Origin of the sequence: Streptomyces sp. ME02-8801-2C, from assembly GCF_033793965.1 — a bacterium.
Lineage (GTDB): Bacteria > Actinomycetota > Actinomycetes > Streptomycetales > Streptomycetaceae > Streptomyces.
In genome coordinates this window covers 120,280-139,730 of record NZ_JARAXP010000012.1, presented here as the reverse complement: position 1 = coordinate 139,730, position 19,451 = coordinate 120,280, and the positions used below count along the sequence as shown (strand labels likewise).

The 19,451-nt window shown below is 68.3% G+C and carries 17 protein-coding genes and 1 riboswitch; of the genes, 11 read left to right on the top strand and 6 right to left on the bottom strand.

The annotated features are described in order from the left end of the window. The first annotated feature begins 28 nt into the window (after positions 1-28). From PV396_RS32860 to PV396_RS32850, 3 genes are all read left to right on the top strand, one after another. Complete coding sequence (locus PV396_RS32860) at positions 29-289, top strand: UBP-type zinc finger domain-containing protein (protein WP_319210868.1); 261 nt, start codon at positions 29-31, stop codon at positions 287-289. 336 nt (positions 290-625) lie between these two features. Further along, entirely contained in the window at positions 626-1,039 is a 414-nt protein-coding gene (locus PV396_RS32855) for an anti-sigma regulatory factor (RefSeq protein WP_053744517.1), read from the top strand. After that, positions 1,036-2,154, top strand: coding sequence for an RNA polymerase sigma factor SigF (locus PV396_RS32850; protein WP_319210866.1), 1,119 nt, complete (start codon positions 1,036-1,038; stop codon positions 2,152-2,154). The genes PV396_RS32855 and PV396_RS32850 overlap by 4 nt, the downstream gene beginning before the upstream one ends. 44 nt (positions 2,155-2,198) lie before the next feature. Here PV396_RS32850 and PV396_RS32845 read toward each other — a convergent pair whose 3' ends face one another. Further along, complete coding sequence (locus tag PV396_RS32845; protein ID WP_319210864.1) at positions 2,199-2,657, bottom strand: hypothetical protein; 459 nt, start codon at positions 2,655-2,657, stop codon at positions 2,199-2,201. Between the two features lie 153 nt (positions 2,658-2,810). Between PV396_RS32845 and PV396_RS32840 the strand changes: the two genes are divergently transcribed. After that, positions 2,811-3,779 (top strand): diacylglycerol/lipid kinase family protein, encoded by a 969-nt coding sequence (locus PV396_RS32840; protein WP_319210863.1) that lies wholly within the window; start codon positions 2,811-2,813, stop codon positions 3,777-3,779. Positions 3,780-4,098: 319 nt separating this feature from the next. After that, positions 4,099-4,356, top strand: a complete 258-nt coding sequence (locus tag PV396_RS32835; protein ID WP_006380970.1) for a WhiB family transcriptional regulator — start codon at positions 4,099-4,101, stop codon at positions 4,354-4,356. A 185-nt stretch (positions 4,357-4,541) separates the two neighbouring features. Here PV396_RS32835 and PV396_RS32830 read toward each other — a convergent pair whose 3' ends face one another. Then, positions 4,542-6,008: a PAS domain-containing sensor histidine kinase gene (locus PV396_RS32830; RefSeq protein ID WP_319211006.1), complete on the bottom strand. Its 1,467-nt coding sequence runs from the start codon at positions 6,006-6,008 to the stop codon at positions 4,542-4,544. A 499-nt stretch (positions 6,009-6,507) separates the two neighbouring features. Between PV396_RS32830 and nagB the strand changes: the two genes are divergently transcribed. Then, positions 6,508-7,293, top strand: a complete 786-nt coding sequence (gene nagB / locus PV396_RS32825; protein ID WP_319210862.1) for a glucosamine-6-phosphate deaminase — start codon at positions 6,508-6,510, stop codon at positions 7,291-7,293. Positions 7,294-7,427: 134 nt separating this feature from the next. Here the strand turns inward: nagB and PV396_RS32820 are convergent, their stop codons facing one another. The 4 genes from PV396_RS32820 to PV396_RS32805 form a co-directional block, all read right to left on the bottom strand. After that, positions 7,428-8,912 (bottom strand): glycoside hydrolase family 3 protein, encoded by a 1,485-nt coding sequence (locus PV396_RS32820; protein WP_319210860.1) that lies wholly within the window; start codon positions 8,910-8,912, stop codon positions 7,428-7,430. Positions 8,913-8,922: 10 nt separating this feature from the next. Further along, positions 8,923-9,765 carry a carbohydrate ABC transporter permease gene (locus PV396_RS32815; RefSeq protein ID WP_319210858.1) on the bottom strand — a complete coding sequence of 281 codons (843 nt, stop codon included), beginning with the start codon at positions 9,763-9,765 and terminating at the stop codon, positions 8,923-8,925. 14 nt (positions 9,766-9,779) lie between these two features. Further along, positions 9,780-10,778 carry a sugar ABC transporter permease gene (locus PV396_RS32810; RefSeq protein ID WP_319210856.1) on the bottom strand — a complete coding sequence of 333 codons (999 nt, stop codon included), beginning with the start codon at positions 10,776-10,778 and terminating at the stop codon, positions 9,780-9,782. A gap of 113 nt (positions 10,779-10,891) precedes the next feature. Further along, positions 10,892-12,178, bottom strand: coding sequence for an extracellular solute-binding protein (locus PV396_RS32805; RefSeq protein WP_319210854.1), 1,287 nt, complete (start codon positions 12,176-12,178; stop codon positions 10,892-10,894). A gap of 400 nt (positions 12,179-12,578) precedes the next feature. Here PV396_RS32805 and PV396_RS32800 point away from each other — a divergent pair, with 400 nt between their 5' ends. The 5 genes from PV396_RS32800 (at position 12,579) to PV396_RS32780 (ending at position 19,154) form a co-directional block, all read left to right on the top strand. After that, positions 12,579-13,343, top strand: a complete 765-nt coding sequence (locus tag PV396_RS32800) for a GntR family transcriptional regulator (protein WP_319210853.1) — start codon at positions 12,579-12,581, stop codon at positions 13,341-13,343. A 97-nt stretch (positions 13,344-13,440) separates the two neighbouring features. Further along, a complete protein-coding gene (locus tag PV396_RS32795; protein WP_319210851.1) occupies positions 13,441-13,719 on the top strand; it encodes a DUF3311 domain-containing protein in 279 nt (92 codons plus the stop codon). After that, positions 13,716-15,344 (top strand): monocarboxylate uptake permease MctP, encoded by a 1,629-nt coding sequence (mctP, locus tag PV396_RS32790; protein WP_319210849.1) that lies wholly within the window; start codon positions 13,716-13,718, stop codon positions 15,342-15,344. Before PV396_RS32795 ends, mctP begins: the two co-directional genes overlap by 4 nt. A 108-nt stretch (positions 15,345-15,452) precedes the next feature. Further along, a riboswitch (cobalamin riboswitch) is annotated at positions 15,453-15,607 on the top strand. A gap of 125 nt (positions 15,608-15,732) precedes the next feature. After that, positions 15,733-18,099, top strand: coding sequence for a ribonucleoside-diphosphate reductase subunit alpha (locus tag PV396_RS32785; protein WP_319210848.1), 2,367 nt, complete (start codon positions 15,733-15,735; stop codon positions 18,097-18,099). After that, positions 18,099-19,154 (top strand): ribonucleotide-diphosphate reductase subunit beta, encoded by a 1,056-nt coding sequence (locus PV396_RS32780; protein WP_319210846.1) that lies wholly within the window; start codon positions 18,099-18,101, stop codon positions 19,152-19,154. The genes PV396_RS32785 and PV396_RS32780 overlap by 1 nt, the downstream gene beginning before the upstream one ends. The last annotated feature ends 297 nt before the right edge of the window (positions 19,155-19,451 follow it).

Genomic DNA, 19,451 nt, shown 5'->3' with positions numbered 1-19,451 from the left:
TCCCCACCACCGTCGTAACCTGGCAATCATGAAACAGTGCACGCATGCCGACGCGCTGCCGCACCCGGAGCCCGAGCCCAAGAGCGAGACCTGTCCGGAGTGCCTGGCGGCCGGTACCCACCCGGTGCAGCTGCGTCTGTGTCTGGACTGCGGCCACGTCGGCTGCTGCGACACCTCGCCGCATCGCCACGCGACTCAGCACCACAAGGAAACTGGGCACCCCGTGATGCGGACCTTCGAACCCGGCGAGAACTGGCGCTGGTGCTTCGTCGATCACGTTCTTGTATGACCGCGCGGAAACCGTACATCGCCGTGCCCCCCGGCTCCGCACCCGTGTGAGCAGGGGCATTGGTGACCGAGGGCGTACTCGTGTGACCCTGGATCCGGACGGTTCGACCGTCTGACGTCTGGGTACGTCAACCCGGCGCGCGCTCTTCCCAATTGGGCCCGCAGACCCCTAGCCACTGTGCGTATCCATAGGTTTACTATGAGTGACAGCAAGGGGCTGGGGTCCCGGGGACAGGAGCATCCGGAGCGCGGTAGCGTCACCGCTGAACCACGTACGCGTTACCCCGGGGGGCGACCCTCGGCCCCCGAAAAAGCTTGTACCACCTTGGAGGTGAGGGTGTCCCAGTTCGCAGGCGAGCCCGCGACCCAGGACTTCGTCGAAGTCCGGCTGCCGGCCGCGGGTGCCTACCTGTCGGTGCTGCGTACGGCCACGGCCGGACTCGCGGCCCGTTTGGACTTCACCCTCGACGAGATCGAGGACCTGCGCATCGCAGTGGACGAGGCCTGCGCGATCCTGCTTCAGCAGGCCGTGCCCGGCTCCGTGCTCAGCTGTGTGTTCCGGCTGATCGACGACTCTCTGGAGGTCACGGTCTCCGCCCCGACCACGGACGGTCACGCCCCCGCGCGCGACACCTTCGCCTGGACCGTCCTGTCGGCCCTCGCGGGCCAGGTCGACTCGACCGTGGCCGAGGACAAGACCGTGTCGATCAGTCTCTACAAGAAGCGCGGCGCGGGACCCGGGCCGGCGTGAGGAACGGGGACGGGCCGGTGCGGGACGAAGAACGCGGCACACGGGAGCTGCCCGCGGCGGGCAGCGACGGCCCGGACGGGCCGCGGGACACGGCGGACGCTGCCGCCGGTATCCCGGGCATCCCCGAACAGGCCCGGCCGCACCCGGAGGACGACCTCTCGGAGGCCGGCCTCAAGGACGACGGGCAGCTGGATCGGGAAGGTGCCGTGCAGAGTGCGCCCCTGGAAGGGCCAAGTGAGGTCTCCCCGGTGCGCGCCGACGCGCGGACTCGGGGAGGGTCGACGGGCGGGACGATGAGCGAGCACGAACGAGACGAAGCGCAGGGCTCACAACAGACGGTGCAGGTCACGCACCCCTCTCCGACGGACCGCAGCGGGGCCCGCGCCCTGTTCTACGAGCTGCGCGCACTGCCGGACGGCAGCGCGGAGTACGCGGAGCTGCGCAACCGGCTGGTACGTATGCATCTCCCGCTGGTCGAGCACCTCGCGCGCCGCTTCCGCAACCGCGGTGAGCCGCTGGACGATCTGACCCAGGTCGCGACGATCGGCCTGATCAAGTCGGTCGACCGGTTCGACCCGGACCGAGGCGTCGAGTTCTCGACGTACGCCACCCCGACGGTCGTCGGTGAGATCAAGCGGCACTTCCGTGACAAGGGCTGGGCGGTCCGCGTGCCGCGCAGGCTCCAGGAGCTGCGCCTCTCGCTCACCACGGCGACGGCGGAGCTCTCGCAGCTGCACGGCCGCTCCCCCACGGTCCACGAGCTGGCGGAGAAGCTCGGCATCTCCGAGGAGGAGGTCCTGGAGGGCCTGGAGTCGGCCAACGCCTACTCCACGCTGTCGCTGGACGTCCCCGACACGGATGACGAGTCCCCGGCGGTCGCGGACACCCTGGGCTCGGAGGACGAGGCCCTGGAGGGAGTCGAGTACCGCGAGTCGCTCAAGCCGCTCCTGGAGGATCTCCCGCCCAGGGAGAAGCGGATCCTGCTGCTGCGCTTCTTCGGCAACATGACGCAGTCGCAGATCGCGCAGGAGGTCGGCATCTCCCAGATGCACGTCTCCCGTCTGCTGGCCCGGACCCTGGCCCAGCTGCGGGAGAAGCTGCTGGTCGAGGAGTAATCCTTTCGGGGTTACTCCCCTCCCCCTCCGGCGCTTCGAGGTTATTACTGCGCGTTGCCGGGCCCCCGGATCCCGAGGGCCCGGGTCGTCTCCTGGTTCACCAGCAGCACGAGCGCGGCGATCGCCACGACGCCCAGCACGATCCCGCCCGGAATGGCCATGCTGTCGGCCTGGAGCAGGTTGTAGGCGACGGGCAGCGCCATGATCTGGGTGATGACGGCGGGCCCCCGGCTCCAGCTCCGCCGCCCCAGCAGCCCGCGCGCGGCGAGCAGCGGCAGCAGGGCGAGCACGATCAGCGTGACCCCACCGGTGACGGCCTGCTGCCGGTCGTCCGGATCGCCCGTCACCCCCAGCACGAGGATGAATGCCCCGCCGACCAGCAGGGCGAGTCCCTCCAGGGCGGCGAGCACGGCCGCGGCGGTCAGCCGCAGCGGGCGCGGCCCCGTCGGGTCGAGGGTTTCCGGGGCCGGGGCTTTGGGGTCGGGGGTCTGCTCAGCGCTCACCCCTGAAGGGTAGCCGTGGGCGCGGAGCGCATCGTGGGGTGTGCGGTTCGTCCGCACACGCCCCCTACGGGGTGCGGTCACGCGCCCCCTGATTCTTACGGACCCCTAACCTGCCCTAGGGGTGAGTACCACCCAGTAGGTACTCTGCTTCGCATGCGTGCACTTCTCGTGGTCAATCCGGCGGCTACCACCACAAGCGCACGTACGCGCGATGTGCTGACCCATGCTCTCGCGAGCGAGATGAAACTCGAGGCGGTCACCACCGAGTACCGGGGCCACGCGCGTGATCTCGGCCGGCAGGCGGCGGAGAGCAAGGACATCGACCTGGTCGTCGCCCTCGGCGGCGACGGCACGGTCAACGAGGTCGTCAACGGCCTCCTGCACAACGGACCCGACCCGGACCGGCTGCCCGGCCTCGCCGTGGTCCCCGGCGGCTCCACGAACGTCTTCGCGCGTGCCCTCGGTCTGCCCAACGACGCCGTGGAGGCCACCGGCGTCCTCCTGGACGCCCTGCGCGAGGGCCGCGAGCGCACGGTGGGCCTCGGTGTCGCGAAGGGCACCCCGGGCACCGAGGACGAGTCGGTGCCGGAGCGCTGGTTCACGTTCTGCGCCGGCCTGGGATTCGACGCCGGTGTGATCGGCCGGGTGGAACAGCAGCGCGAACGGGGCAGGAAATCCACACATTCCCTTTACCTTCGGCAGGTCGTGCGCCAGTTCCTGGGTGAGGCGAATCGCCGGCACGGCACGATCACTCTGGAACAACCGGGCGCCGAACCGGTTACCGATCTTGTGCTCTCCATAGTCTGCAACACGTCCCCGTGGACGTTCCTGGGCAATCGTCCGGTATACGCGTCGCCTAAGGCCTCGTTCGATACCGGGCTCGATGTTCTCGGTCTCAGTCGCATGTCGACGGGTGCTGTTGCCCGGTATGGCATGCAGTTGCTCACTTCGTCCCCCGAGCGGGGACCCCACGGCAGGCATGCCACCTCCCTGCATGACCTGACCGACTTCACCTTGCATTCGAAGGTGCCTCTGCCCCTCCAGATGGACGGCGACCACCTCGGACTGCGAACGAGCGTGACGTTCACAGGCGTACGCCGTGCACTGCGTGTGATTGTGTGAGCGGAACGGGCTAAAGTCCTTCCACTCGAACGTTTAGGCCAGGGTCCACCCCATGGAAGTACGGCTGTGACTGAGCCGACACCGAGGAATCAAAAAAAACTTTCCGGTAGGGGTTGTATCCGCCGCTGAGGTTTGCGAGTCTCTACGTGGCGCTCGGGACGGCCCGCAACACCGGCCACCACAGAGAGCCAGAACCCCTCCTCACTTCACAGGACCACATCAGTCCGTCTGATGATCGGCCCTTCAGTTGTTGAGGGATTCGTGAAAGCGTTCACATTCACAAGCAACGTGCATGTAATACCAAGGAGAGGTAGCAGCCATGGACTGGCGTCACAACGCCGTTTGCCGCGAGGAAGACCCCGAGCTCTTCTTCCCCATCGGCAACACCGGTCCTGCGCTGCTGCAGATCGAGGAAGCCAAGGCCGTCTGCCGCCGCTGCCCCGTCATGGAGCAGTGCCTGCAGTGGGCGCTTGAGTCCGGCCAGGACTCCGGCGTCTGGGGTGGTCTCAGCGAGGACGAGCGCCGTGCCATGAAGCGTCGCGCCGCCCGCAACCGGGCCCGTCAGGCAACCGCCTGACAACCCACCCCGCTAACAGCCTGAGCTTGGCGGCGCGTACAGCGAGTACGCATCTCCCGCCCCCGAGCCGCAGCGCGCAGTGCCCCCGATGCGCATAGCAAACGCGCGAACAAGCATATGAGCCCCGGACCGTTCCATGGTCCGGGGCTCATCGCTGTGCTGGGCTGATCGCCGCCGTGCGCGGGCTACTTGTTGGCGCGCACCGGGATGTCGAGGATCACCTGCGTACCCCGCTCGGGTGCCGGCACCATGTCGAAGGTGCCGCCCAACTCCCCCTCCACCAGCGTCCGTACGATCTGGAGGCCGAGGTTGCCCGAGCGGTGCGGGTCGAAGCCCTCGGGGAGGCCCACGCCGTCGTCCTGAACGGTGACGAGCAGGCGGGACTCCTTGGTCGTTCCGCCGCGTACCGCCGAGACCTCGACGGAGCCGGTGTCGCCCGGTCCGAAGCCGTGTTCCAGCGCGTTCTGCAGGATCTCGGTCAGCACCATGGAGAGCGGAGTGGCGACCTCCGCGTCCAGGATGCCGAAGCGCCCGGTCCGCCGGCCGGTGACCGTGCCCGGCGAGATCTCGGCGACCATCGCGAGGACGCGGTCGGCGATCTCGTCGAACTCCACACGTTCGTCGAGGTTCTGCGAGAGCGTCTCGTGCACGATCGCGATGGACCCCACCCGCCGTACGGCCTCCTCCAGGGCCTCGCGCCCGCGCTCCGAGTCGATGCGCCGGGCCTGGAGGCGCAGCAGGGCGGCCACCGTCTGGAGGTTGTTCTTGACGCGGTGGTGGATCTCCCGGATGGTCGCGTCCTTGGTGATCAACTCGCGTTCGCGGCGGCGCAGTTCGGTGACGTCCCGGAGCAGGACGAGCGAACCGATGCGCGTGCCCTTGGGCTTGAGGGGGATGGCGCGGAACTGGATGACCCCGTCGACGGACTCGATCTCGAACTCGCGCGGCGCCCATCCGCTGGCGACCTTGGAGAGCGCCTCGTCCACCGGGCCCCGGGTGGGGGCGAGTTCGGCGGTGGTCATGCCCAGGTGGTGGCCGACGAGGTCGGACGCCAGACCGAGGCGGTGGTACGCGGACAGCGCGTTCGGCGAGGCGTACTGGACGATGCCGTCGGCGTCGAGGCGGATCAGTCCGTCGCCGACGCGCGGCGAGGCGTCCATGTCGACCACCTGGTTGGAGAAGGGGAACGATCCGGCGGCGATCATCTGGGCCAGGTCGGAGGCGCTCTGGAGATACGTCAGCTCCAGGCGGCTCGGGGTCCGGACGGTGAGGAGGTTGGTGTTGCGGGCGATCACCCCGAGGACGCGTCCTTCCCTGCGCACGGGGATCGACTCGACGCGTACCGGAACCTCTTCGCGCCACTCCGGGTCGCCCTCGCGCACGATCCGGCCCTCGTCCAGGGCGGCGTCCAGCAGGGGGCGGCGGCCACGGGGGACGAGGTGGCCGACCATGTCGTCCTGATAGGAGGTGGGGCCGGTGTTGGGCCGCATCTGGGCGACCGAGACATAGCGGGTGCCGTCGTGTGTGGGCACCCACAGGACGAGGTCGGCGAAGGAGAGGTCGGAGAGCAGTTGCCACTCCGACACCAGCAGGTGCAGCCACTCCAGGTCGGAGTCACTGAGCGCGGTGTGCTGGCGTACGAGTTCGTTCATGGAGGGCACGTGTGCGAGCGTACCCGCCGGTCCGGACCTGGCCGGAAAACACCCGCGGGCCGCGGCGCCTGAGAGGGACCCTCAGCCCTCCCGGCACCGCAGCCCGGAGCAGCAACGGCCGTGGGGTGTGCGGTCCCGGTCGGCCGATGGATGAGGAGCCGGTGCAGTCAGGGCAGAGAGCCCGGTTCCTCGATCCGTCCTCCTGTGCGGGGAAGACGGAAGCTCTGGTCGTACTACTTGGTCGCCCTACTTCTACGCATTGTGGACTAGACCACAAGCCGTGTCCATGCGTTGAAGTGTGTTTGTTGCTGTGCCTTCACGAGCGGAACGGACTCCCCGGGGCAGTCCGGAAGAACTGGTCGGACATCCGAGCGTCCTCCATGCAGCCTAGCTCTGTTGGTTCCTGTGCGGGGGCGGATCTCCCGGTCAATTTCCGCCGTAACCGGGGTCTGTTAGATTGGTCTAAACCACACGGTTCTCTCAGATCGGCAGGCCCAGCGTGGAAGTTGTCATCGTTCCGGACGCCAAGGCGGGTGGCGAGCTCATCGCCGGGGCCATGGCACAGCTGCTCCGGCACAAGCCGACGGCCCTGCTCGGCGTGGCCACCGGCTCGACCCCGCTGCCCGTCTACCAGGCGCTCGCGGCCCAGGTGGGCTCGGGTGCCGTGGACGTGTCCCGGGCGCGCATAGCCCAGCTCGACGAGTACGTGGGGCTGCCGGCCGAGCATCCGGAGTCATACCGTTCGGTGCTGCGGCGCGAGGTGCTGGAGCCGCTCGGGATCGGGATGGACGCGTTTCTGGGGCCCGACGGGACCGCCGAGGACGTGCGGGGCGCGTGCGAGGCGTACGACAGGGCGCTGGCCGAGGCCGGCGGGGTCGATCTCCAGTTGCTGGGGATCGGGACCGACGGGCACATCGGGTTCAACGAGCCGTGCTCGTCGCTGCGCTCGCGGACCCGGATCAAGACCCTGACCGAGCAGACCCGGGTGGACAACGCGCGGTTCTTCGACGGGGACATCGACCAGGTGCCGCATCACGTGATCACGCAGGGTATCGGGACGATTCTCGAGGCTCGGCATGTCGTGCTGCTGGCCACGGGTGAGGGCAAGGCGGATGCCGTGGCGGCGACTGTGGAGGGGCCGCTCGCCGCGGTGTGCCCCGCCTCGGCGCTGCAGTTGCATGCGCATGCGACTGTGGTTGTCGATGAGGGGGCGGCTTCCGAGTTGAAGCTCGCGGATTATTTTCGGCACACCTTTGTCAACAAGCCTGAGTGGCAGGGGATCTAAGCGGTTGCCGGGTTCGGTTCGTGGGTGGGTGCGGGTTCGTTGTGGCTTGTCGCGCAGTTCCCCGCGCCCCTAAAGACAAAAAGCGCCGGTCCCCCTGGTTTCCGGGGGGACCGGCGCTTTTGTCATTGTGTGGGTCAGGTTCCTGTGAGGAATTCTGCTGCTGCCTGGCCGCAGACTCTTGCCGCGCCGTGGGTTGCCAGGTGGAGGGGGGCTCTGCGGGGGGCCTGGGGGACGCCCATTTCCACCACGATCGTGTCCGGGCGGGCGGCGAGGAGGGTGTCCAGGGCCGCCGACATCCAGGGGTGGCGGTGCTCGTCGCGGACCACGGCGACGATACGGTTCGGGCCCGCCTCGGCCAGGGCCGTCCGGCCCGCGTTCTCGCCGGTGAAGGTGCCCGTGCGGGTGCCCGGGAGGAGGCGTACCAGCTCGGCTGCCACGCCCCAGGGGGTCTCGTTGCCGACGGCGAAGTTCGCCACCGGGGTGAAGGCGGCCACGTACGGGGGTTCCCGGAGGGGTTCGTAGGGACCGGAGTGCGTTGCCTCCAGGGCTCGGCGGGCGGCTGTGAGGCCCACGTCCGTGGGCGTCGTACCGGCGGAGGTCTTCGGGGTTGACGCCGTCCAGCGGGCCAGGGTCCGGACGCGTTCCGCCGCGTCCGCCAGGCGGTCCTCCGGAAGTTCGCCGGTGCGGACCGCCCTGACCAGGGCGTCTCGCAGCCTGCGTACCGTCTCGTCGTCCGAGAGGCCGCCGCCCACGCAGATGGCGTCGGCGCCGGCGGCGATCGCGAGGACGCTGCCGCGTTCGATGCCGTAGGTGCCCGCGATGGCCTGCATCTCCATGCCGTCGGTGACGATCAGGCCGGTGTAGCCGAGTTCGCCGCGCAGCAGGTCTGTGAGGACGGGGTGGGAGAGGGTGGCCGGGCGGTCGGGGTCCAGGGAGGGGATCAGGATGTGGGCGCTCATCACCGCCTTGGTGCCGGCGGCGAAAGCGGCGCGGAACGGGGACAGCTCGCGTTCGAGGACGACGGAGCGGCTCGCGTCGATGCGGGGAAGGGCGTGGTGGGAGTCGACCGAGGTGTCTCCGTGGCCCGGGAAGTGCTTGGTGCAGGCGGCGACACCCGCGGCCTGGAGTCCGGTGACGTAGGCGGCGGTGTGGCGGGCGACCAGCTCCGGGTCGGCGCCGAAGGAGCGGACGCCGATGACGGGGTTGGCGGGGTTGGAGTTGACGTCCGCCGACGGGGCCCAGTTGAGGTTGACCCCGCAGGCGCGGAGGCGGTGGCCGAGTTCGTGGGCCACCTGCCGGGTCAGCTCGGTGTCGTCGACCGCGCCCAGGGCGTGGTTGCCGGGGAAGGAGGAGCCGGTGCGGACCTCCAGCCGGGTGACGTCGCCGCCCTCCTCGTCGATCGCGACCAGGACGTCTTCGCGTTCGGCGCGCAACTGGGCGGTGAGGGCGACCAGTTGGGCGGGGGATGTGATGTTGCGGCCGAACAGGCCGACGGAGGCCAGGCCTTCGCCGAGGCGGCGCAGCAGCCAGTCGGGGGCGGTGGTGCCGGGGAAGCCGGGCTGGAGGACGGTGAGCGCGTCGCGGGTCAACGTGTCCGGGCGCCGGGTGAGAGTCGTCATGGGGTGGGGGTTATCCCTTCACGGCGCCAGCGGTCAGGCCCGCGGCCATCTTGCGCTGGACAAGGAGGAAGAGGACGACGATCGGCACGGCCATCATCGTGGAGCCGGCCATCATCGGGGCGTACTCGGTGCCGTGCTTGGTGGTGAAGTTGCCGAGCCAGACGGTGGCGGTCTGGTTCTTCTGGCTCATCAGCATCAGGGCGTAGAGGTACTCGTTCCAGGCCTGGATGAAGCCGTAGACCGAGGTGGCGACCAGGCCGGGGGCCAGGAGGGGGAAGACCACGCGCAGAAAGGCGGTGGTGCGGGAGCAGCCGTCGACCATCGCCGCCTCCTCCAGTTCCTTCGGGATGTTGACGATGAAGCCGCGCAGGGTCCACACCGTGAACGGAAGGATGAAGGTGAGGTAGGTGATGATCAGGCCGGACAGGCGGTCGTACTGGTCGAGGTCGTTGAGCAGCAGGAACACGGGGATGATCATCGCGACCAGGGGGACCATCTGTACGGCCAAAATGCCGACGATGACGACTTTTCGGCCGCGGAAGGCGAAGCGGGAGATGGCGAGGGCCGCCAGCATGCCCACGACGATGCCGATCACGACCACCGTCAGGGACACGATGAGGCTGCGGCCGACCGGGCCCCAGAAGTCGGCGATGTCCAGCGCGCGGCGGAAGTTGGCGAGGGTGAGGCCCGTCGGCAGGAGGCTCGGGTCGGGGTCGATCGCGTCCTTCGCCGGTTTGACGGCCGTGTTCAGCATCCAGTAGACGGGGAAGCCGGCCGTCAGGAACACGAGCAGGCCGAGGAGATTCCAGCCGAGTCGGGACTTCCGGGGACCGGAGACGGTGGCAGTGCTCATGCTGGTCGTGCCGCTCATTCGACGTCTCCGATTTTCAGCATCTGGCGCATGTAGACGGCGACGACACCGAGCAGCAGCACCACGGTGAGCAGGGCGATCGCCGAACCCTGGGCGTAGTCGTTGACGGCGAAGGCGCGGTCGTAGGAGTAGGTGGTCAGGAGCTGGAACTCGGCCTCCGGGTGGCCGCCCCGCATGACGAACACCTGGGGGAAGACGCCCATGTCCCAGATGACCGACAGGGTCGTGAGCATCACGATGATCGGCTTGAGGATGGGCAGGGTGACGTACCGGAAGACGCCCCAGGCGCCGGCGCCGTCCAGGCGGGCCGCCTCCTCCAGTTCCTTCGGGACCTGGGTCAGGCCCGCGCCGAGCGTGATGACCACGAAGGGCACCGCGCCCCAGACGACGAGCAGCATGATCACGGCCAGGCCCTGCGGTCCGCTCGCGAACCAGTTGTGGCCGATCAGCTCGACGCCCGGCAGCTTGCTCAGCAGCGCGTTGACGATCCCGTAGTCGGAGTCGAACAGCCACTTGAAGACGGTGGTCGCCACGATGATCGGCATGCCCCAACTGGCCACCAGGACGATGTTGATGAGCGTCTTCATCCAGCCGCTCACCCGCTGGAGCAGCAGTGCGATCAGCATGCCGCCGACCATGGTGAGGACGACGCAGCCGACCGCGAAGACGATGGTGCGCACGACGACGTCCCAGAACTCGCTGTCGCCGAGCACCTTGTCGAAGTTGCTGAGTCCCACCCACTCGGCCGGCTGGAAGCCCCACAGCTGGGACTGCCCGAACTTCTGGAACGACAGGGTGACCAGACGTACGAGGGGATAGCCGAGGACCAGCGCGAGGATCAGCAGACAGGGGGCGAGCAGGGCCCACGGGATCGCGGCGGTCGTCCTCGACGTCCGTCTCGCGGGTCTCGCGTCCGAGCCGGGCGGCGGTGACGGCGGCGTGTGCCGCGTCGGCGGCGGCAGCTTGGCAGGTGTGGTGGTATCAGCGGCACTCATCCGCGCACTCCTCAGCGGTCCCTCAGGTCGTACGGTCGTTGCGGTCGCCCGGGTCATGGGCGATCAGGCGGCGAGCGAGCGGGGCCCTCCCCGTGACAGGGCCCCGCCTCGGCTCACTGCGTGACGTTGATGACCTTGTCGATCGCGGCGTCCGCTTCCTTCGCGGCGGCCTCGACCGTCTCCTTGCCGGTGCCGATGTTCTGGAGCATCGTCTGCAGGATCTGGGCCTTCTCGACCTGGCCCCAGCCCGGCGCCATCGGCACGAACCAGTTGGACTCGGCCGCCGTGGCCGGGACCGCGGTCGCCGGGTCGTTCTTCAGGGTGGCGAGGTCGGTCTTGTTGTTGGGCAGGTTGCCCTTGGCCATCAGGCCCTTCTGGCCGCTCGCTCCGGTGTAGGCGTTGATCCACTCGGCGGCGAGGCTCTGCGCCTTCGACTTCACCGGGACGGCGAGGTCCGAACCGCCCAGGAACACCGGCATGTTCTTGCCGGAGGGGCCGGGCATCACGAAGTTCTCCAGGTTGCCCTTGAGCTTGCCGGTCTTGTCGTTCTCCGGCGTCTCGGCGGTCGCGCCCTCCCAGGCGGCGCCGAAGATCATGCTGGTCTTGCCCTGGCCGTAGACGATGTAACGGTCGGACTCGTCCTTGGTCTTGTCGCCGTGCATGTACTTGTCGACGACGTTCTTGAACTCGGTGAGGCCCTTGACGGACTCCGGGGAGGAGAGGCTCGCCTTCCACTGGCCGCCGGACTCCTCGGCGATCGAGCCGCCGGCGTCGTACACGAAGGACATGGCGGCGTACCAGTCGCGGGTGGGCTGGTACCAGGCGTTGTACTTGTTCCCCTCCTTCTTCTGGATCTTGTCCAGGGCGGAGGTGAGTTCGGCGTATGTCTTCGGCACCGACTTGACGCCGACCGAAGCGGCAACGTCCTTGCGCCAGTTGGCGACACGGCCACCGGCGTAGTACGGGACGCCGTACGTCTTGCCGTCGTAGGTGACGGAGGCCTTGAGGCCGTCGAGCCAGGCGGACGAGTTCTCGAACTTCGCGGGGTCGACGGGGGCGAAGGCGCCCTTGACCATGTAGCCGAGCATCTCGGTGTTGCCCATCTCGACCACGTCGGGGGCCTTGTCGGTGGCCAGGACGGCGTCGAGCTTGGCGTTCTTGTCGGGCCAGCCGTAGTACTCGTGGTTGATCTTGACGCCGGGGTGCGCCTTCGTCAGCGTGGCGTCGGCGGCCTTCACCAGCTCGGGCCAGTTGTTCTGCGCGTCCACGGTCAACCAGACGGTCAGTTCCTTGGCGTCGGCCCCGGACTTGTCCGAGCCGCCGCCGTCACTGTCCCCGCATGCCGCGATGGAGACCATCATGCCCGCGATACCGATCGCGACTATCAGCTTGCGCTTCACGCCACCCTCCTCAGGGACCTGGACCAATGGTGTAGACCAGTAGGCGGAGCTTGGCTCAGACCAAACGGCGTGTCAAGGGTGCTGGAATGGCTTTGACCAGCCGTTATGCGACCTACATATGCAGGAACCTTTAAGTAAGAAAGTGGCGGAAATACCCCGCCCATCCATCCGGAACGAGGTAGACCACTCCGGCAGAGCGTCGGCATGCCGTCTTTGGCGCGGCTTTCCCCGCGGTGGACTAGACCAGCAGGGGGCGTGAAGGTATACAGAGGGGATCACGGAGCGCGCGGGGGTCCGCCCGGACCATTCGGAGGTCAATCGCGGCGCCGACCGTGCCACGATGTGAACTTCGACCGGCGGGGCGCCGGCGTAACGGCACCAGAAGCCGGGAAGGCGGAGCATGAGCACCGACGTGAGCAGTGCGGAGAACGAGGGTGGGGCTACCGTCCGTACCGCGCGCGTGCCCAAGTACTACCGTCTGAAAAAGCATCTGCTCGATATGACGGAGACCCAGGCACCCGGCACTCCCGTCCCGCCCGAGCGCACACTGGCCGCGGAGTTCGACACCTCCCGCACGACCGTCCGTCAGGCCCTCCAGGAACTGGTCGTCGAAGGCCGGCTCGAACGCATCCAGGGCAAGGGCACCTTCGTCGCCAAGCCGAAGGTCTCCCAGGCACTGCAACTCACCTCGTACACCGAGGACATGCGCGCCCAGGGCCTCGAACCCACCTCGCAGCTCCTCGACATCGGTTACATCACCGCCGACGACACCCTCGCCGAGCTGCTCGACATCACGGCGGGCGGCCGCGTCCTGCGGATCGAGCGGCTGCGGATGGCGAACGGCGAGCCGATGGCCATCGAGACCACCCATCTCTCCGCGAAGCGCTTCCCGGCCCTGCGCAGGTCACTCGTGAAGTACACCTCCCTCTACACGGCCCTCGCCGAGGTGTACGACGTCCACCTCGCGGAGGCCGAGGAGACCATCGAGACCTCCCTGGCCACCCCGCGCGAGGCCGGTCTGCTCAGCACCGACGTGGGTCTGCCGATGCTGATGCTGTCCCGGCACTCGCTGGACCAGGACGGGCAGCCGGTGGAGTGGGTGCGGTCCGTCTACCGGGGGGACCGGTACAAGTTCGTGGCGCGGCTCAAGCGGCCCCTGGACTAGGGCTGTTCCATAAAGCGGGGCCGTCCCGTAGATTTCCTGCGCGTTGCACTAGTGATCACAGGTAATCGGTAGTCGGTGAGGGGACGGAGGCCGTGACATGTCAGAAGCGCCTGAAGTGAGACAACCGGTGGCGGAACAACCGGTGGTGACTCCGATGCGCGTCGTCATCGGGCTCTGCCTATTCGCACCGTTCGTCTCGATGCTGTGGGTGGGCTCGTACGCGAAGGTCGACCCGACCTTCATAGGCATACCGTTCTTCTACTGGTACCAGATGCTGTGGGTGGTCATATCCACCGTGCTGACGATGACGGCCTACCAGCTCTGGCAGCGTGACCAGCGCGCCCGTGCCGCCTCGAAGGGTGGTGCGGACGCGTGAAGGACGGCGTGAACGGCGTGGCACTCGCCGTCTTCATCATCTTCTTCCTGGCCGTCACGGTCATCGGCTTCATGGCCTCGCGCTGGCGCAAGGCCGAGAACGAGCACAGCCTCGACGAATGGGGCCTGGGCGGACGGTCGTTCGGCACCTGGGTCACCTGGTTCCTGCTCGGCGGCGACCTCTACACGGCGTACACCTTCGTGGCCGTACCGGCGGCGATCTACGCGGCGGGCGCGGCCGGGTTCTTCGCGGTGCCCTACACGATCCTCATCTACCCGCTGATGTTCGTGTTCCTGCCCCGGCTTTGGTCGGTCTCGCACCGGCACGGGTACGTCACCACCTCGGACTTCGTACGTGGCCGGTTCGGCTCGAAGGGGCTGTCGCTGGCGGTCGCCGTCACCGGCATCCTGGCGACGATGCCGTACATCGCCCTTCAACTGGTCGGCATCCAGGCCGTGCTGGACGTGATGGGTGTCGGCGGCGGCGCGGACACCAACTGGTTCGTCAAGGACCTCCCGCTGCTGATCGCCTTCGGTGTGCTGGCCGCGTACACGTACTCGTCCGGTCTGCGGGCCCCCGCACTGATCGCGTTCGTGAAGGACGGGCTGATCTACATTGTCATCGCGGTCGCGATCATCTACATCCCGATCAAGCTGGGCGGCTTCGACGACATCTTCAAGGCGGCGGGCGACGCCTTCTCCCAGACCAGCCCGGCGACCGGCAAACCGCGCGGGGCAATCGCTCCCGGCGAGGCCTCGCAGTGGACCTACGCCACGCTGGCACTGGGCTCGGCGCTCGCGCTGTTCATGTACCCGCACAGCGTGACGGCGGTCCTCTCCAGCCGCAGCCGTGACGTGATCCGCCGCAACTCCACGATCCTGCCCCTGTACTCGCTGATGCTGGGCCTGCTCGGCCTGCTGGGCTTCATGGCCATCGCGGCCGGAGTCAAGGTCACCAACGGCCAGTTGGCGATCCCGCAGCTCTTCGAGAACATGTTCCCGTCCTGGTTCGCGGGCGTGGCCTTCGCGGCGATCGGCATCGGGGCGCTCGTCCCGGCGGCCATCATGTCCATCGCTGCCGCGAACCTCTTCACGCGCAACATCTACAAGGACTTCCTCAAGCCCGACGCGACACCGGCGCAGGAGACGAAGGTCTCCAAGCTGGTCTCGCTCCTGGTGAAGGTGGGCGCGCTGGTCTTCGTCCTCACCATGGACAAGACGGTCGCCATCAACTTCCAGCTCCTGGGCGGCATCTGGATCCTGCAGACCTTCCCGGCCCTGGTCGGCGGCCTGTTCACCCGCTGGTTCCACCGCTGGGCGCTGCTGGCCGGGTGGGCGGTCGGCATGCTGTACGGCACGCTGGCGGCGTACGGGGTCGCGTCTCCGACGCAGAAGCACTTCGGGGGCAGTTCGAAGGAGATTCCGGGGATCGGTGAGATCGGTTACATCGGTCTGACGGCGTTCGTCCTGAACGTCGTCGTCACGGTGGTCCTCACCTTCGTGCTGAAGGCGCTGAAGGCGCCGGACGGGGTGGACGAGACGAAGCCGTCGGACTACACGGCGGATGCGGGGGATGTGGGCGTGGAAGTCGAACTGCCGCCGGCCACGGCTGGCTCGGTTCACTGACGGCTCCGCCGGGTCCGTGGTTTTTGTCCGCGGGCCCGGTGGGGGGCTTGTCGCGCAGTTCCCCGCGCCCCTTAGGGGCGCTCAACTCCCGCCATGACACAAGATGTGGGGGTGCTTCCTGGGGGCGGCACAAGATGTATGCTCGTGCTCGCTGTCGTCGCAGGGGAATCCGGTGTGAATCCGGAACTGTCCCGCAACGGTGTACTCGTGCATGTTTGTGCGCGTGGTCAGTCCGAGGACCTGCCGACAGCGCGCCCGGCCGACCGGTCCGGGTGCCTGACGTCCGGGCCTCGTGGAGTGGGCCGGTGGACGCGCGCGTACCCGTAAGGCGTCCGTGTGCCCCGCTGCCCTCCGCAAGGCCCCGTGCCGAGCGAGGGAGAGCCCCCCTGTGACCATCGCGCCAGCCGAACCGGCTTCAGCGAACCCAGTGGACGCGGTCGAGACGGACGGTCCCGGTGCCGCCCTGCTGCGGACCCTGACCGAGCTGACCGCCGACCTCCCCGACACCGACCCCGGCCGGGTCGCGGCGGCCGCGTTGCGCGGCCGGTCCGCGCGGGCCGACGCGTCGGAGCTGCGCGAGCTGGCCACCGAAGCGGCGGCCGGCCTCATCTCCGAGGACCCCGCCTACTCCCGGCTGGCCGCCAGGCTGCTGACCGTCACCATCGCCGCCGAAGCCGCCTCACAGGGCGTCACCTCCTTCTCCGAGTCGGTCGAGGTCGGACACCGGGAGGGCCTGATCGCCGACCGCACCGCCGAGTTCGTACGGCTGCACACGGACCGGCTGAACGCCCTGATCGACGTCGAGGGCGACGACCGCTTCGGGTACTTCGGGCTGCGGACCCTGCACAGCCGCTACCTCCTGCGCCACCCGATCACGCGCCGGGTCATCGAGACGCCCCAGCACTTCATGCTGCGGGTGGCGAGCGGTCTGGCGGAGGACGACAGTCAGCGCGCCCTCGACGAAGTCGCCGCGCTCTACCGGCTGATGAGCCGCCTCGACTACCTCCCCTCCTCCCCCACCCTCTTCAACTCCGGTACCCGGCACCCCCAGATGTCGTCCTGCTATCTCCTCGACTCCCCCGTCGACGAGCTGGACTCCATCTACGACCGCTACCACCAGGTCGCCCGCCTCTCCAAGCACGCCGGCGGCATCGGACTGTCGTACTCCCGTATCCGCAGCCGCGGTTCGCTGATCCGCGGCACCAACGGGCACTCCAACGGCATCGTGCCGTTTCTGAAGACGCTGGACGCGTCCGTCGCCGCCGTGAACCAGGGCGGCCGGCGCAAGGGTGCCGCCGCCGTCTACCTGGAGACCTGGCACTCCGACATCGAGGAGTTCCTGGAGCTGCGCGACAACACGGGTGAGGACGCCCGCCGTACGCACAACCTGAACCTCGCGCACTGGATCCCGGACGAGTTCATGCGCCGGGTGAACGCGGACGCGCTCTGGTCGCTCTTCTCCCCCTCCGACGTGCCCGAGCTGGTCGACCTGTGGGGCGCGGAGTTCGACGCCGCCTACCGGAAGGCCGAGGAGGCCGGGCTCGCCCGCAGGACCATTCCGGCGCGCGACCTGTACGGCCGCATGATGCGTACGCTCGCGCAGACCGGCAACGGCTGGATGACCTTCAAGGACGCGGCCAACCGCACCGCCAACCAGACGGCCGAGCCGGGCAGTGTCGTCCACTCCTCGAACCTGTGCACCGAGATCCTGGAGGTCACGGACGACGGGGAGACGGCGGTCTGCAACCTGGGCTCGGTGAACCTGGGCGCGTTCGTCGACACGGCTGCCGGGGACATCGACTGGGAGCGGCTGGACGAGACGGTCCGTACCGCCGTCACCTTCCTCGACCGGGTCGTCGACATCAACTTCTACCCGACCGAGCAGGCGGGCCGCTCCAACTCCCGCTGGCGCCCGGTCGGCCTGGGCGCGATGGGCCTCCAGGACGTCTTCTTCAAGCTGCGTGTCCCCTTCGACTCGCCCGAGGCCAAGGCCCTGTCCACGCGCATCGCCGAGCGCGTGATGCTCGCCGCGTACGAGGCCTCCGCCGACCTCGCCGAGCGCAGCGGCCCCCTGCCGGCCTGGGAGAAGACCCGTACCGCCCGGGGCGTCCTGCACCCCGACCACTACGACGTGGAACTGACCTGGCCCGAGCGCTGGTCGGCGCTGCGGGAACGTATCGCCCGGGTCGGCATGCGCAACTCGCTCCTCCTCGCGATCGCTCCCACCGCCACCATCGCCTCGATCGCCGGTGTGTACGAGTGCATCGAGCCGCAGGTGTCCAACCTGTTCAAGCGCGAGACGCTCTCCGGCGAGTTCCTCCAGGTCAACTCATATCTGGTCCGGGAGCTGAAGGAACTCGGCGTGTGGGACGCCCGCACCCGGGAGGCGCTGCGCGAGTCGAACGGCTCGGTGCAGGACTTCGCCTGGATCCCGGCCGACGTACGCGCCCTGTACCGCACGGCGTGGGAGATCCCGCAGCGCGGGCTCATCGACATGGCCGCCGCCCGGACCCCGTTCCTGGACCAGGCGCAGTCGCTGAACCTGTTCCTGGAGACGCCGACCATCGGCAAGCTCTCCTCGATGTACGCGTACGCCTGGAAGTCGGGCCTGAAGACGACGTACTACCTGCGCTCGCGCCCGGCGACCCGCATCGCCCGCGCCGCGCAGGCCACCGTCCCCGTCCAGCAGGCCGCCGACCCCGACGCCGTCGCCTGCTCCCTTGAGAACCCCGAGTCCTGCGAGGCCTGCCAGTAATGACCACCGCACCCGAGAAGACCGCACCTGAGAAGACGTCACCCGAGAAAACCGGGAAGAACCTTCTCGACCCGGGCTTCGAGCTGACCCTGCGCCCCATGCGCTACCCGGACTTCTACGAGCGCTACCGGGACGCCATCAAGAACACCTGGACCGTCGAGGAGGTCGACCTCCACTCGGACGTCGCCGACCTGGCGAAGCTGTCCGAGGGTGAGCAGCACATGATCGGGCGGCTGGTCGCGTTCTTCGCGACGGGCGACTCGATCGTGGCCAACAACCTGGTGCTGACGCTCTACAAGCACATCAACTCCCCCGAGGCGCGGCTGTATCTGAGCCGCCAGCTGTTCGAGGAGGCCGTGCACGTCCAGTTCTATCTGACCCTGCTGGACACCTACCTCCCCGATCCGGACGACCGGGCGGCGGCCTTCGACGCGGTGGAGAACATCCCGTCGATCCGCGAGAAGGCCGAGTTCTGCTTCAAGTGGATCAACGAGGTCGAGAAGCTGGAGCGGCTGGAGACCCAGGCGGACCGCCGCCGCTTCCTGCTCAACCTCATCTGCTTCGCCGCGTGCATCGAGGGCCTGTTCTTCTACGGAGCCTTCGCGTACGTCTACTGGTTCCGCAGCCGGGGTCTGCTGCACGGCCTCGCGACCGGCACCAACTGGGTGTTCCGGGACGAGACGATGCACATGAGCTTCGCCTTCGAGGTGGTCGACACCGTCCGCAAGGAGGAGCCGGAGCTGTTCGACGAGCAGCTCCAGCAGCAGGTGACCGCCATGATGCGGGAGGCGGTGGAGGCCGAGCTCCAGTTCGGCCGCGACCTGTGCGGGGACGGACTGCCGGGGATGAACACCGAGTCGATGCGCCAGTACCTGGAGTGTGTCGCCGACGAGCGTCTGGTGCGCCTCGGGCTGGCTCCGGTCTACGGGTCCGAAAACCCCTTCTCCTTCATGGAGTTGCAGGGCGTGCAGGAACTGACCAACTTCTTCGAGCGCCGCCCGTCGGCGTACCAGGTGGCCGTGGAGGGCACGGTCGACCTCGACGAGGACTTCTGACGATGCGCCACTGATGGTGCCGGGCCGGACAAGCGGCCCGGCACCATCGGTTCGGCCTCGTCCATGGACCGTCCATCGGCCGTCCATGGACCTCCTATGGAGCGGCAAAGTTCTTCCGGCGCATCTGTTCCGGTCTCGTCGGTCCGGGCTACTTTCTGGCCATCCGGTCATGCGTACGCACCGGCATCACGGACCGCTCAATGTGTCATGCCCCTGACGACTGCGCTCTGCCGCCGCTACGCGCGTCACAGGCCTGCCACCAGCGTCGAGAACCCCACTCCAACGACGGAGGCAGTA